Below are 13,830 nucleotides of genomic sequence, written 5' to 3' on the forward strand. Positions count from 1 at the left end.
CATCTGCCGCAGGAAAATCATCCGGGATCCCCCGCGATTCCGATCACATCGCTCTAACCAGCCTCTTTTGCGGATGCCGTCTAAGCTTCGAGGGTTGGTTCGCCCTGGTTTCACGGAGGAATGAATATGCTGCTGTTGTGGATACTGGTTCTGCTGGTCGGGATTGCTTATCTGGCCCACCGTCGCATGGCCCCGCTGCCCGCCCTGGTCATCGTGGCCGTCTATGTCGTGGCGATGGGCGCGTTCAGTCGCGCGCCGGGCTGGTTGCTGCTGGTTTTATGGGTATTGATCGCCGCCGTCGCCGCGCCACTGCTGCTGCCCGACCTGCGTCGAAAATTGTTCAGTGCACCGATGTTCAGCTGGTTCCAGAAGACCCTGCCGCCGATGTCGCAAACCGAACGCGACGCCATCGACGCCGGCACGGTGTGGTGGGACGGTGAACTGTTCAGCGGTCGCCCGGACTGGAGCAAACTGCTGTCCTATCCCAAGGCGCAATTGAACGAAGAAGAACAGGCTTTCATCGACGGTCCGACCGAAACACTCTGCACCATGGTCAATGAATGGCAGCTTGGTCAAACCATGGACCTGCCGCCCGAAGTCTGGACCTTCATCAAGGACAACGGCTTTTTCGCGCTGATCATCCCCAAGGAGTTTGGCGGCAAGGGCTTCTCCGCCTATGCCCACTCGCAAGTGGCGATGAAACTGGCGAGCCACAGCGGCGACCTCGCCTCCACCGTGATGGTCCCCAACTCCCTCGGCCCGGCTGAACTGTTGCTGCATTACGGCACCGACGAACAACGCCATCATTACCTGCCACGCCTGGCCCGCGGCGACGACATCCCGTGCTTTGCCCTGACCGGCCCTCTGGCCGGCTCCGACGCCGGCGGCATGCCGGACTCCGGAGTGATCTGCAAAGGTGAGTGGGAGGGTCAGGAAGTGCTCGGCCTGCGTCTGAATTGGGAAAAGCGCTACATCACCCTCGGCCCGGTCGCTACCCTCCTCGGCCTGGCCTTCAAGGCCTACGATCCGGATCACCTGCTGGGCGACAAGGAAGACCTGGGCATCAGCCTGGCGCTGATTCCGACCGACACCGCCGGTGTCGAGATCGGCCGCCGGCATCTGCCGTTGGGCGCGGCGTTCATGAACGGCCCGAACTCCGGCAAGGACGTGTTCGTCCCGCTGGAGTTCCTCATCGGTGGCCAGGAAATGCTCGGCAAAGGCTGGATGATGCTGATGAATTGCCTGTCGGTCGGACGTTCGATTTCCCTGCCGGCGGTGGGCACCGGCATGGCCAAGTTCACCAGCCTGGTGACGGGCCAATACGCTCAGATTCGCGAGCAGTTCAATGTTCCGATTGCCGCTTTCGAAGGCATTCAGGAAGCCATGGCCCGCATCGGCGGCAACGCATGGATGATGGACGCCGCCCGCATGCTCACCGCCAACGCGGTCGATCTGGGCGAGAAACCGTCGGTGCTGTCGGCGATTCTCAAGTACCACCTGACCGAGCGCGGCCGTGACTGCATCAGCGATGCCATGGACGTGCACGGCGGCAAGGCAATCATCCTGGGGCCGAACAATTACCTGGGGCGCAAATGGAACGGCGCGCCAATCTTCATCACCGTCGAAGGCGCGAACATTCTCTCGCGCAACCTGATGATCTTCGGCCAGGGCGCCATTCGCTGCCACCCCTTCGTCCTCAAGGAAATGGCCCTGGCCGGTCGTGAAGACAAGGATCAGGCGCTCAGAGAGTTCGATGACCTGCTGCTCAAACATATCGGCTTTGCCGTGAGCAATGCCGCCAGCACGCTGGTGCTGAATCTCGGTTTCGGGCACTTGGAACACACCCCGGGCGACAAGCTCAGCCAGGGTTACTTCCGCGCACTCAATCGCCAGGCGGCTGCTTTCGCCCTGCTCGCCGACCTCAGCATGATGTTGCTGGGCGGCGCACTGAAACGCCGGGAGCGTCTGTCCGCAAGGCTGGGTGACGTATTGAGCAACCTGTACCTGGCCTCGGCCGCGCTCAAACGCTACAACGACCTCGACTCACCGCAGTACATGACACCACTCGTGAGCTGGGCCATGGAAGAAAGCCTGGGCCAGGCGGAACGGGCCATGGATGAGCTGCTGAACAACTTCCCGAACAAAGTCGTCGGCTGCCTGTTGCGGGTGATCGTGTTCCCGTTCGGGCGCCGGCACAAAGGGCCATCGGACAAACTCGGAGCCGAAGTCGCTGCGTTGATCGGCCGCGCCAAGGGCGACCCGGCCCTGGAGGAACTGCTTCTGGGCTGCTATCGCCCACAAGCGAGCAACGATCCGGTCGGCGCATTGCAGCACGCCTGCGATCTGCTGGGCGCGGCACAGCCGCTGCAGAAAAAACTGCATGTGGCACTCAAGAGCGGCCAGGTCAAAACGGTGGCCGGCGAGTCGCTGATCGATGCCGCGCTCGAGGCTGGCGTGCTGCAGCCGGTGGAAGCGCAAACCCTGCGTGAAGCCGAGGCGGCGCGGCGCAAGGTGATCGATGTCGATGACTTTGACCAAGAGGCTTTGACACTGGCCGCAGGAAAAGTCCGCTGATCCCTTCAAACATGTAAAAACGGGCGCGGGCGCTTTATACTCCCGCGCCCGTTTTGCTCTTGAGGACTTATCTCGTGTCCAACATCGTTGCCGATCATCTCGTTTTACTCGACCACCTGCGCAGCATCCTGGTCGCCGTAGGTGAGGCCGAGCAGGTTCCCGACGAAAGTCATGCCTTGTTCCTTGAGCGCTTCGACGAACTGCTCGCGTCACTGCCGATCGATCCGATCGAAAGCCAGTACCTGGGCCAGGATATCCTGTGCCAGGTCATCACTCGCTACCCGCAAATCGCCCATCTGGTGCCACGCGACCTGCTGTGGTATTTCGCCGGTGACTGCCTGCATTACATGCCCGATGATGAAATCGACCTGTACCAGGCCCTGGAAGAGCGGCGCTTCGAAGCCGAACAGAACGACGAACCTTTCGACTGGAATCAGGAAAAGCAGCTGCTGGCGTTGTCGAACCAGGACAGCAAGCACTGATCCCCGATCGGTCATGCAAAAAAGGCCCGCATGGTTGAACATGCGGGCCTTTTTTTGGTTTGGAGCTCACGCGGCCCCTTGTAGGAGCGAGCCTGCTCGCGATGGACGTCAACGATGACGCGTGCAGACTGGGTAAACGCGGCGCACTCGAGTCCATCGCCGGCAAGCCGGCTCCTACGGTTTTCCAGGATTGCGTGAAGAACCTGCTTTTCGTTCAGAACAAGCCGTCACTTTCCGGCAGCTCATACTCCGATGGCGACCAGCCCGGCCCATTCGACTTGCCGGGCTTGCCCAGCGTCGGCTCCTTCGCCAGACACTCCACCAGGTAATCGATCAACACCCGCAGTTTGGGCGGCAGGTAGCGGGTTGGCGAATGCAGCAGCCAGGCACCGCCGTGATAGGACGCGAGGAAGGTCCAGTCCGGCAATACTTGCACCATCAAGCCCTTCTCCAATGCATGCCGTGCGGTGAAGTACGGCAGGCTGCCGATCCCGATGTGCTGCAACACCGCGCCATAACGTACGCCGGTGTGATTGGCGGCGTAGCGTCCACGCACGCCGACGGTGACCGTCTTGCTGCCTTTCTTGAATTTCCAGCGCGCATCGCTCGGGGTTTCGCCCAGGTAGATGCAACTGTGGTTGAGCAAGTCGTGGGGGTGAGTCGGCGTACCGTGTTCGGCCAGATACTGCGGAGTGGCGCACAGCAAATGATCGATGGTCAGCAGCTGCCGCCCCACCAGCCCCGCGGGTGGCCGGTCGGTGATGCGAATCGCCAGGTCGACGTGATCATCGATCAAGTCGACCTGGCGGTCCTCAAGCAACAGCTCCACGTCCACCTTGGGATAACGGCGCAAGAACTCCGGCATGTGCGGGTGGATCACGATCCGGCCCACCGCTTTCGGCACGCTGATACGCACCAGGCCCTCGGGCTCATCCGTGAATTGACCACTGATCTCCATCACTGACCGGGCGGCATTGACCATTTCCTGGCAACGCTTGAACACCTCTTCGCCACCGTCGCTCAGGCGCAACTTGCGCGTGGTTCGTTGCAGTAGTCGCGTGGCGAGCGCCTTTTCCAGACGCGAAATGCTCCGGCTTACCGCCGAAGGCGAAGTACCCAACTGGCGAGCCGCCTCGGAAAAACTGCCGGTCTCGACAACCTTGACGAAAATCGCCATTTCACCCAGCAGCGGCAGCGGAAGATTTATGCTCACAGCGCAACAGTCCTTTGATGTTTGCCCGGATTATCACGCATTTACAGGCTTTCTATAATAAAAACAGATTATCAATACGAGCCTGGAATATGACGCTGCGCCTTTTTTTCCATAGTGATGAGCTCAAGGCCAACGTGGAAGTCCTGGAATGCACCCCCTGCGAACACGAATTTGCCGTGGTACTGCGCGCTACCCTGTTCCACCCTCAAGGCGGCGGACAGCCTTGTGACACTGGCTGGATCGGCGAAAGCCAGGTACTGCGAGTGGTGCAGGATCCCGAACGGATCATTCATTTTGTCGACCAACCGGTAAAAACCGGGATGACGCAGATCCGCGTCGACGAGCAGCGCCGGTTGTTCAATACGCGCATGCATTCAGCCGGGCATTTGATCGGCCACTTTGTACAAGCCATGGGCTGGATGCCGATCAAGGCGCATCACTGGCCTGGGGAAGGCCGTGTGCAATTCAAGCCGGGCAGTTCAGCCCAGGACGTTGAGGCCCAGGCGATCGAGCATGGCATCGGCCAGTGGATCGACCAGGACCTGCCGCGCCTGACCTCGCTGCGTGAAGGCGCCAGGGAAATCGGTTTCGGCGAACTGCCTGCCTACGGTTGCGGCGGCACCCACGTTCGCAGCCTGAAAGATTTGGGCGCGGTCACGATCAACGCTCTTTCGCAAAAGAAAGGCACGCTGTCCGTCCACTACCACGTGGACTGAACACCGGGCGATGCAAGCATTACCCGAAACGCAAAAGGCCCGCCCAGTCAGAATGGCGGGCCTATTTTTGCGTCGAGCATAAATCGAGGACAAACAAAAACGCCGCTCAATGAGCGGCGTTTTTGTTAAATATGGAGCGGGAAACGAGACTCGAACTCGCGACCCCGACCTTGGCAAGGTCGTGCTCTACCAACTGAGCTATTCCCGCAAATGGCGTCCCCTAGGGGACTCGAACCCCTGTTACCGCCGTGAAAGGGCGGTGTCCTAGGCCACTAGACGAAGGGGACACGCTGCCCGGAACACATGGTGTGTGTTTCGGTGCCCAGATCCGCATCCGAAGACTTGGTTCTGGTTTCACTCAGCCCTGCCCGAAAGCAACGCTGTTTAAAAATGGAGCGGGAAACGAGACTCGAACTCGCGACCCCGACCTTGGCAAGGTCGTGCTCTACCAACTGAGCTATTCCCGCATTGGCGTCCCCTAGGGGACTCGAACCCCTGTTACCGCCGTGAAAGGGCGGTGTCCTAGGCCACTAGACGAAGGGGACACACTACAACATTCACTCCCTGCTTCGTTTCGCTGTGTGCTTTACGCTGCAAGTGGCGCGCATTCTATGGATGGATTGAGAGGTCGTCAACCCCCTGATATAAATTTATTTAAATCAATGACTTCGCCATGCTTTTGGACGCCTTTGCGGTTTTTCCGCTGCCCGGCGTTTGACGCCTATATTCTGACACCCGCCAAGACGTTATAGTCCATCAGTGATGGCAATCTGTATATCGCGTGCCACCATTTATGGAAGCGCGGCTGCGGCCGATATAAGCGCAGGCATGTCCGATCCAACCCGTCATGCGGGCCTAGGCGCTCATATGCCAAGCCACTAAACTCGCATGCGTACCCTAAAAAGAGGTCTTACCGGTGACGCCACTCATGATCACCCTGCTAGTAGTAGCCGGGATCGCGCTGTTGATCGCCATTGGCTACATGAACCATGTAGTGGAAAACAACAAGCTGGAAAAGGCCCGTACCAAGATCGAGCTCAACGATCGCCTGCGACGCTGCGGCGAAATCACCGAGACTTTTCCCGGCCAGTTGATGACCCCGGCACTTAAACTGTTGTTGGCTCGCCTGGAAATGAACGTCTGCCAGCGCCTGCTCAACCTTGAAAAATCCAGCGCCAACCTCAAGGCACGGATCGCCGAACTGGAAACCCTTGTCGGCCAGGGTGAATCGATCCCGGTCAACAATCCGCCGGCACCGATCCAGACCGAAGCCAAGGCCAAGGATGTGCGCTTCCTGCTCGAAGCCCTGCACGGCCAGATCACCCGCGCGGCACAGGACGGCTTCCTGGCGCCGAACGAAGCCAAACGCTGGATCCGCGAGGTGCGCCACATTCTCGTGCTGCTGCACATCGAGTTCTTCAACAACCTCGGCCAGCATTCCCTGCAACAGAACCAGCCCGGGCAGGCTCGCCTGGCATTCGAACGCGGCGTGCAATACCTGCGCAAGCAACAGGAGCCACAGGTCTACGCCGAGCAACTGGAGTACCTGGAAAAACTCCTGGCCCGCGCCAATGACCAGGTCATGGATCGCATTGCACCGGTCGAAGGCGAGGTCAACCAGTTGACCGAAGGCCTCAAGGATGTCGAGGCGGACGCAGACTGGAAGAAGAAAGTGATCTACGACTGATCAGTGAAAACAGAAAAGCCACCAAGAGGTGGCTTTTTTTTGGTGTCTTGTTTGGGTGGCGAGTACAACCGGGGGGAAATACATCGCCTGCGTGACCATCATCGCGAGCAGGCCCGCTCCCACACTGTTGAGAGGAGTACACCCGTAGCTCTTCACCACTCAACAGGCCGAGCGTTAGCTCGCCTAGCGTTTTTGATTTTGATCCACCCGCCCCTTCGGGAGGCTGAGTGGAGGTTCTGCGCAGTGGGCAGCCCGGCATGGATGCCGGGCTAGCCGCCCCCGGCCATGGATGGCCGATGGCGGCGGGCCCACGGAGCAGGACCGGAGCGAAGGTACGCCGAGCCTAGGCGAGGTGCCGGACGCCGGGGCAAAGCCTTTTGCTTACTTTTCGGCGTTTGGAAAAGTGAGTCGCCGTAAGGGCGAAACCATAAGTGGCCGTTACCGCAGAATTGGATATACACACCATCCAAACGCTTGGTCGGCTTTCCCGCCGCCATCGCGGGCAAGCCCGCTCCCACAGGGTTCCGGGTACATTTCAAGTCCAACACCGGCCATTAACGCCGCAAGACTCAAAGCCTGAAATGCCCCACCATACCCTTCAGTTCAACGCCCAGTTGTGCCAACTCGATACTGGACGCCGCATTGCCCTGCATTGCCAGCGATGACTGATCGGCACTGGCGCGAATGCTGGTGACACTGCGGTTGATCTCTTCAGCCACCGAGCTCTGCTCCTCGGCCGCCGCGGCAATCTGCTGGTTCATCTGCTGGATCAACGAGACCGCCGCCGCAATGCTGCCCAGCGCGCTCTCGGTCTGCAAGGCATCGCTGACCGCCAGCTTCACCAACTCGCCACTGCTCTGGATCTGCTGCACCGACGAGTGCGCCGCCGAGCGCAAAGCGCTGACCAAGCGTTCGATTTCCTCGGTCGATTGCTGGGTTCGCCTGGCCAGTGCGCGCACTTCATCGGCCACCACCGCAAAGCCCCTGCCCTGCTCGCCAGCCCGGGCCGCCTCGATTGCGGCGTTCAGCGCCAGCAGGTTGGTTTGCTCCGCCACGCTTTTGATCACACTCAAGACCGTGCCGATGTTCTGGATTTCTGCACTCAGGCTTTCGATGCTCGAACTGGCCGAGGACGCCGAATCCGCCAGCTGTTCGATCCGCGCCATGCTCTGGCGCACCACCTGCTGACCCGTTTCAACCTTGCCGTCAGCCGTTTGCGCAGCCTGGGCGGCTTCCTCTGCGTTACGCGCGACATCATGCACCGTGGCCGTCATCTGATTCATCGCGGTGGCGACCTGTTCGGTTTCTTCCTTCTGCGTACTGACTTCGAGGTTGGTCTGTTCAGTGACCGCCGACAGCGATTGGGCGGAACTGGCCAACTGTTCGATACCCGCCTGCAAGCCGCTGACGATTTGGCTGAGCCCCGCGCCCATTTGCTGCATTGCCTGCATCAACTGGCCGATTTCGTCACGCCGGGTCACGTCAATGGTCGCACTCAAATCCCCCGAGGCAATCTGCTGCGCCACATGAATCACACTGCGCAGCGGCGCCACGATCACGCGGGTGATGAACCACGCGGCAACCAGCCCGACCAGCAACGCCAGGGCGGAAGAGGCCAGGATCAGCATCGAGTTCTTTTTCAGTTCGGCCTGCATCGCCTGGTCTTGCGCGACATAAGCCTGATCCACGCGCTCGACCACTTGGGCGGCACGCTGGTGCAATTGTTGATAGACGGTTTTTTCCTGTTCCAGCAGGCCGGTGTACTCGGAGAGTTTTTCACTGAAACTGGCGATATGACCCGCCACCTCGTTGAGCACGGTCTGGTAACCCTCGTCCTTGACCGTGGTCTTGAGCTGCTCGGCCTGGGCCAGGGCCTGGCTGGCCTGTTCGATCTTGCCCTGCCCGGCGCTGTCGTCGCTCTTGCGGCTTTGATCCAGACGCACGCGCGCTTCATTCATGGCTTGCAGCATCAGGCGTGAAACCTGGCTGACCTGACTGGCCTGTTCGATGAATTGCGCACCGTCCTTGCCCTCGGAGTCCTTGAGCGTATAGGCGCCGTCATCGGCGAGCCCGGATTGCAGTACATCCAGATTGTTGGCCACGCTGGACACCGACCAACTGGCCATTTCCAGCGCCAGGTCCTTGGCCTGGGTGAGCGAGACAAACTCGTCGAAGGCCTTGCGATAGGCACCCAGGGACTGTTCGACATCATTCATCACCGGTACGTTGGCCGCCGACGCGGCCTTGAGCTGGCTGGCCAGGGCGATCAGACCATCGACGCCCTCGTGCAGGGCATCGACGGTTTTCGGATTGCCGTGCAAGGCGTACTCCTGCTCCAGCAGCCGTACCTTGAGCAAACCGCTGTTGAGCGATGACATCTGCTTGAGCCCGTCGAAGCGCTGACTGATGGTTTGCAGGGACCAGACGCCAATGCCTGCCACCAGTGCAGTCAACAACAGCACCAGGACAAACCCGACACCCAGTTTTTTCGCCATACCGAGGTTGGCAAAACGTCCTTGCACGGCCGAAATCATTTGCACTTAGTCCCCTGCCAAAGTCTGTAGACGCAGATTCGCAACGGGCCAGTAGCAACACAAGGCTCTGGCGCCGGAATAATGGCAAAAAGCTACGCCAGCGTCGTTTTCAGAACGCTTGAGGTCGATCCCGAGCAGTGGCCTGAAAGAACGCACGGGCACGCGAGTCGCAGGCATAGGCCACGTTGATACGCTGCCAGTCACTGGCTTCACCCGAGGGGTTGAAGGCCGTCTTCGACGACAGCAATACACCCAGACGCCGCGCCTGGGCCCGCACCTGATCGTAGTCCGACATTTGTGAGCGCGCCCAGATGAACAAGCCTCCCGCCGGCTTGCCGAAAACCTCCCACTCGGCGTCCTCGAGCATTTGCAGCACCGCCAGCCGGTCGTTGTTCAAACGTTGGCGCTGGCGTTGCACCAGTTTGCCGTAGGCACCATTGGCCAACAGGCACGCCAGCACCGACTCGCAAAACCGCGAGGCTCCCATGCCGGTGATCATCTTGACCTCGGCCAGCCGCGCAATGACTGCGCAACCGGCCACCACAAAACCGACCCGCAGCGAACTGCTGAGGGTCTTGGAATAGCTGCCCACATAAATCACGCTGTCGTCCAGCGCAGCCAGTCGCGTACCGGAACCGCTGCGCAAGTCCGCATAAACGTCGTCTTCGATCACCTGCACGCCAAAACTCCTCGCCAACTGCAGCACGCGGCGCGCCACCACCGGCGCCAGACTGGTTCCGGTGGGGTTGTGATAGAAGCTATTGATGAGCAACCCTTGAGGCCGGTGCTCGACCAGCACCGATTCGAGCGCCTCCACGTCCAGCCCGCGCGGCGTTCGCGGCACATGGACCATTTGAATGCCGTGCAGCCTGAGCAGATCGAACAACACCGGATAACCGGGACTCTCCACGACCACACAATCACCGGGCTTGAACAGTGTCCGCACAATCAGGTCCAGGCCCTGACTGGCACCTGCGGTGGTCATGATCCGGTTGTCCTGCACGCGGATGTCCAGCTGCCTGAGGCGCTTGAGTATCTGTTGTCGCAAGGCTGGCGAACCCAGCGGCGTGCTGTAGTTGAACAGGCTGGCCGTATCGGTACGACTGACTTGCTGGATCGCGTAAATCAAATCGTCGGTCTCGCGCCAGCTTTCAGGCAGCCCGCCACAGCCCAGCCTCAACCCATCCGACAAAGCCCCACACTCGGGCTCCGTCCCCTCGAACCACGCAGACTCTCGCCTTGCCCCCGTGGCCAATGCCGGATTGGCAACCCTATAGCCAGGCCCATGGCCTGACGCCAGCACTCCCTGCGTCACCAGACGCTCACACGCCTGAGCGACGGCTGACTGACTGAGCAAATTGATCCGAGCTATCTGTCGCACCGAAGGCAGGCGCGTACCGGGCGACATCCCACTGGACTGAAGCCAGCAGGTCAGCGCATCGACAATTTGCTGTACGACGGGCACCAGCGCCTGTCGGTCGATTCTCAACTCCATGAGCAAGCAAACTCCTGTTTTTTTTGCGACAAACAGTTAATCACAGGAGTATTCGAAGGCATGTGCGACAACGCCGCCAAAAACATTCGAACTAATCATTTGCAACACATTGCCCGATCCCTTTGTGAAACCAAAAAACCTGCGGGAGCGGCGGTGCGTCACTTGTTAAAAGGCAGTAACGCCACCATCCACCGCCAGCGAATGGCCGGTAGTGAACGCCGCGCCATCGCTGCACAGGTACAGCACCGCGCTGGCGATCTCTTCGACCTTGCCGATGCGACCGACCGGGTGCATGGCGTTGGCGAACTCGGCTTTTTTCGGGTCGGCTTCATAAGCACGACGGAACATATCGGTGTCGATCACCGCCGGGCACACGGCGTTGACCCGGATCTTTTTCTTCGCGTACTCGATGGCTGCCGACTTGGTCAGACCGATCACCGCATGCTTGGAGGCTGCGTAGATGCTCATTTTCGGCGCGGCCCCAAGGCCGGCCACCGATGCCGTATTGACGATCGCGCCGCCCCCTTGCGCCAGTAGCAACGGCAGCTGGTATTTCATGCACAACCACACGCCTTTGACGTTGACGCCCATGATCGCGTCGAACTCATCGAGCGTACCTTCGGCCAACTTGCCTTTCTCGATTTCGATGCCGGCATTGTTGAAGGCATAGTCGAGACGACCGTAAGTATTGATCACCTCATCCATCAGGTTTTTTACGTCGCTTTCCAGGGTAACGTTGCAGCGCACGTAGGTCGCTTCGCCACCGGCCGTACGAATCAGCTCCACCGTGCCCTCTCCGCCCGCCGCGTCCATATCGGCAACCACGACCTTCAGGCCCTCGGCGGCGAATGCCTGTGCGGTCGCGCGGCCAATACCGGCGGCCCCGCCTGTCACCACGACCACCTGGCCGGAAAACGTCATGCTCATTGTTATGTCCTCGAAGAGATGAAAGCGGAAGATCGCGCAGGACCAGTCTAGCCATGACGGTCTTGAACACGGCAGCACTATCAAGACTCCGGTTGGGCCCCCATGAGTTGCAGTGATGGAACTTCCGTACCAACTATCACTGCACTGGATCAGCATGCATTCGCCGCATCAGCCGAACTTGCGGCATCGGCGCTGACGGGCTATCAACAAGGCTTCATTCACTTTGAGTGCCTGCCCCATGACCTCCCTGACCAATCGCCAATTCCTGCTCGCCAAACGTCCGGTTGGCGCGGCGACCCGCGAGACATTCACTTACCAGGAAGTACCGGTCGGCGAACCGGCGGCGGGTCAGATCCTGGTCGAAAACCAATACCTGTCCCTGGACCCGGCCATGCGCGGCTGGATGAACGAAGGCAAGTCCTACATCCCGCCGGTAGGCCTGGGTGAAGTCATGCGCGCCTTGGGTGTAGGCAAGGTCATTGCATCGAACAACCCGGGGTTCGCGGTCGGGGACTACGTGAATGGCGCCATTGGTGTGCAGGATTATTTCCTCGGCGAGCCACGAGGTTTCTATAAGGTCGATCCGAAACTGGCACCTCTTGAACGTTACCTGTCCGCATTGGGCATGACCGGGATGACCGCGTACTTTGCCCTGCTCGACGTCGGCGCTCCGAAGACCGGCGACACCGTGGTGTTGTCGGGTGCGGCCGGCGCCGTGGGCAGCATCGCCGGGCAGATCGCCAAGATCAAAGGGTGCCGTGTCGTCGGCATCGCCGGCGGCGCGGACAAGTGCAAGTTCCTGATCGATGAACTGGGTTTCGATGGCGCTATCGACTACAAGAACGAGGACGTCCTCGCCGGCCTCAAGCGCGAGTGCCCGAAAGGCGTCGACGTGTATTTCGATAACGTGGGTGGCGACATCCTTGATGCGGTGTTGAGCCGTCTGAACATGAAAGCCCGCGTGGTGATTTGCGGAGCCATCAGCCAGTACAACAACAAGGAAGCGGTCAAGGGACCGGCCAACTACCTGTCACTGCTGGTCAACCGTGCGCGCATGGAAGGTTTTGTGGTGATGGACTACGCCGCCCAATACGCCAGCGCCGCTCAGGAAATGGCCGGTTGGATGGCCAAGGGCCAACTCAAGAGCAAGGAAGACATCGTCGAAGGACTGGAGACCTTCCCGGAAACGCTGATGAAATTGTTCAGCGGGGAGAATTTCGGAAAGCTGGTACTGAAGGTCTGACACAGCCCTTGTAGGAGCGAGCCTGCTCGCGAAGAACTCAAAGACACCGCGTTTATCCATGATATGCGCGCCATCGTTGACGACCATCGCGAGCAGGCTCGCTCCTACAGGGTTGGTGTTTAAGCCAATTCGGCCACAACCGAAGCCAGTGCCTTGGCCGGATCTGCCGCCTGGCTGATCGGACGGCCGATCACCAGATAGTCGGAACCGGCATCCAGCGCCTGACGCGGGGTGAGGATACGACGCTGATCGTCCTGGGCGCTGCCCGCCGGGCGAATCCCCGGAGTTACCAGTTGCAGCGACGGGTGCGCGGTTTTCAGCGCCTGGGCTTCCAGGGCCGAGCACACCAGGCCATCCATCCCGGCTTTCTCCGCCAGGGCGGCCAGGCGTAGCACCTGCTCTTGTGGCTCGATGTCCAGGCCGATGCCCGCCAGGTCTTCACGCTCCATGCTGGTCAATACGGTCACGCCGATCAACAGCGGTTTCGGACCGTTGCGCTGATCCAGCACTTCACGGCACGCGGCCATCATGCGCAGACCGCCGGAGCAATGCACGTTGACCATCCACACGCCCATTTCCGCAGCCGCCTTGACGGCCATCGCGGTGGTGTTCGGGATGTCGTGGAACTTGAGGTCCAGGAACACTTCGAAACCCTTGTCGCGCAGGGTGCCGACGATTTCCGAGGCGCAGCTGGTGAACAGTTCCTTACCGACTTTGACCCGGCACAGCTTCGGGTCCAACTGATCGGCCAGCTTCAGTGCGGCGTCACGGGTAGGGAAATCCAGGGCGACGATGATAGGAGTCTGGCAGGCGGACATGAGTGGGCTCTCAGGCAAGTCGAAATCGGCGCGCATTGTAGCGGAACCAGCGCCGCTGCGGGACCCGATGATCGGTAAATCGTCGAGACGGCTCAGGCAAGACTAGCCCCTGAAGCCATTGTGTCGAGTTCGATACACACA

The 13,830-nt window shown here is 60.2% G+C and carries 10 protein-coding genes, 4 tRNA genes and 1 pseudogene; 5 read left to right on the top strand and 10 right to left on the bottom strand.

What is annotated here, in order from left to right; genetic code table 11:
• Positions 1-126 precede the first annotated feature (126 nt).
• Positions 127-2,574 carry an acyl-CoA dehydrogenase gene (locus AB4O16_RS09140; RefSeq protein ID WP_460157572.1) on the top strand — a complete coding sequence of 816 codons (2,448 nt, stop codon included), beginning with the start codon at positions 127-129 and terminating at the stop codon, positions 2,572-2,574.
• 74 nt (positions 2,575-2,648) lie between these two features.
• Positions 2,649-3,056, top strand: a complete 408-nt coding sequence (locus AB4O16_RS09145) for a PA2817 family protein (RefSeq protein ID WP_150754013.1) — start codon at positions 2,649-2,651, stop codon at positions 3,054-3,056.
• A 214-nt stretch (positions 3,057-3,270) separates the two neighbouring features.
• On the opposite strand, the gene AB4O16_RS09150 is transcribed toward AB4O16_RS09145, so the two are convergent.
• Positions 3,271-4,269, bottom strand: coding sequence for a LysR family transcriptional regulator (locus AB4O16_RS09150; protein ID WP_460157573.1), 999 nt, complete (start codon positions 4,267-4,269; stop codon positions 3,271-3,273).
• 89 nt (positions 4,270-4,358) lie between these two features.
• Between AB4O16_RS09150 and AB4O16_RS09155 the strand changes: the two genes are divergently transcribed.
• Positions 4,359-4,985, top strand: coding sequence for an alanyl-tRNA editing protein (locus AB4O16_RS09155; RefSeq protein WP_460157574.1), 627 nt, complete (start codon positions 4,359-4,361; stop codon positions 4,983-4,985).
• A gap of 132 nt (positions 4,986-5,117) precedes the next feature.
• Here the strand turns inward: AB4O16_RS09155 and AB4O16_RS09160 are convergent.
• From AB4O16_RS09160 to AB4O16_RS09175, 4 genes are all read right to left on the bottom strand, one after another.
• Positions 5,118-5,193 (bottom strand) — tRNA-Gly (locus AB4O16_RS09160).
• 3 nt (positions 5,194-5,196) lie between these two features.
• Positions 5,197-5,272, bottom strand: a tRNA-Glu gene (locus AB4O16_RS09165).
• A gap of 104 nt (positions 5,273-5,376) precedes the next feature.
• Positions 5,377-5,452, bottom strand: a tRNA-Gly gene (locus AB4O16_RS09170).
• Positions 5,453-5,454: 2 nt separating this feature from the next.
• Positions 5,455-5,530 (bottom strand) — tRNA-Glu (locus AB4O16_RS09175).
• 383 nt (positions 5,531-5,913) lie between these two features.
• On the opposite strand from AB4O16_RS09175, the gene AB4O16_RS09180 reads away from it, so the two are divergent.
• Positions 5,914-6,672, top strand: a complete 759-nt coding sequence (locus AB4O16_RS09180; protein ID WP_178120610.1) for a hypothetical protein — start codon at positions 5,914-5,916, stop codon at positions 6,670-6,672.
• Positions 6,673-7,241: 569 nt separating this feature from the next.
• Here AB4O16_RS09180 and AB4O16_RS09185 read toward each other — a convergent pair.
• The 4 genes and pseudogenes from AB4O16_RS09185 to AB4O16_RS09200 all read right to left on the bottom strand — a co-directional run bounded on the left by AB4O16_RS09185 (position 7,242) and on the right by AB4O16_RS09200 (position 11,628).
• Positions 7,242-8,123: a methyl-accepting chemotaxis protein gene (locus AB4O16_RS09185; protein ID WP_460158046.1), complete on the bottom strand. Its 882-nt coding sequence runs from the start codon at positions 8,121-8,123 to the stop codon at positions 7,242-7,244.
• A pseudogene (locus AB4O16_RS09190) lies at positions 8,100-9,206 on the bottom strand (HAMP domain-containing protein); the annotation flags it as partial. The gene AB4O16_RS09185 and the pseudogene AB4O16_RS09190, both read right to left, overlap by 24 nt.
• A gap of 109 nt (positions 9,207-9,315) precedes the next feature.
• Positions 9,316-10,701, bottom strand: a complete 1,386-nt coding sequence (locus tag AB4O16_RS09195; protein WP_160387311.1) for an aminotransferase-like domain-containing protein — start codon at positions 10,699-10,701, stop codon at positions 9,316-9,318.
• 165 nt (positions 10,702-10,866) lie between these two features.
• Positions 10,867-11,628, bottom strand: a complete 762-nt coding sequence (locus tag AB4O16_RS09200) for an SDR family oxidoreductase (RefSeq protein ID WP_160387309.1) — start codon at positions 11,626-11,628, stop codon at positions 10,867-10,869.
• Between the two features lie 238 nt (positions 11,629-11,866).
• Here AB4O16_RS09200 and AB4O16_RS09205 point away from each other — a divergent pair, with 238 nt between their 5' ends.
• Positions 11,867-12,871 (top strand): NADP-dependent oxidoreductase, encoded by a 1,005-nt coding sequence (locus AB4O16_RS09205; RefSeq protein WP_160387307.1) that lies wholly within the window; start codon positions 11,867-11,869, stop codon positions 12,869-12,871.
• A 119-nt stretch (positions 12,872-12,990) separates the two neighbouring features.
• Here the strand turns inward: AB4O16_RS09205 and pyrF are convergent, their stop codons facing one another.
• Positions 12,991-13,689 carry an orotidine-5'-phosphate decarboxylase gene (pyrF, locus tag AB4O16_RS09210; RefSeq protein ID WP_160387306.1) on the bottom strand — a complete coding sequence of 233 codons (699 nt, stop codon included), beginning with the start codon at positions 13,687-13,689 and terminating at the stop codon, positions 12,991-12,993.
• Between the last annotated feature and the right edge of the window lie 141 nt (positions 13,690-13,830).

This window comes from Pseudomonas sp. S2_H10 (assembly GCF_054668285.1).

Coding starts and splice junctions, on each gene's coding strand:
- AB4O16_RS09200 (WP_160387309.1), bottom strand. CDS start 11,628: ATGAGCATGACGTTTTCCGGCCAGGTGGTCGTGGTGACAGGCGGGGCC.
- pyrF (WP_160387306.1), bottom strand. CDS start 13,689: ATGTCCGCCTGCCAGACTCCTATCATCGTCGCCCTGGATTTCCCTACC.
- AB4O16_RS09195 (WP_160387311.1), bottom strand. CDS start 10,701: ATGGAGTTGAGAATCGACCGACAGGCGCTGGTGCCCGTCGTACAGCAA.
- AB4O16_RS09205 (WP_160387307.1), top strand. CDS start 11,867: ATGACCTCCCTGACCAATCGCCAATTCCTGCTCGCCAAACGTCCGGTT.
- AB4O16_RS09155 (WP_460157574.1), top strand. CDS start 4,359: ATGACGCTGCGCCTTTTTTTCCATAGTGATGAGCTCAAGGCCAACGTG.
- AB4O16_RS09180 (WP_178120610.1), top strand. CDS start 5,914: ATGATCACCCTGCTAGTAGTAGCCGGGATCGCGCTGTTGATCGCCATT.
- AB4O16_RS09140 (WP_460157572.1), top strand. CDS start 127: ATGCTGCTGTTGTGGATACTGGTTCTGCTGGTCGGGATTGCTTATCTG.
- AB4O16_RS09185 (WP_460158046.1), bottom strand. CDS start 8,123: ATGCAGGCAATGCAGCAAATGGGCGCGGGGCTCAGCCAAATCGTCAGC.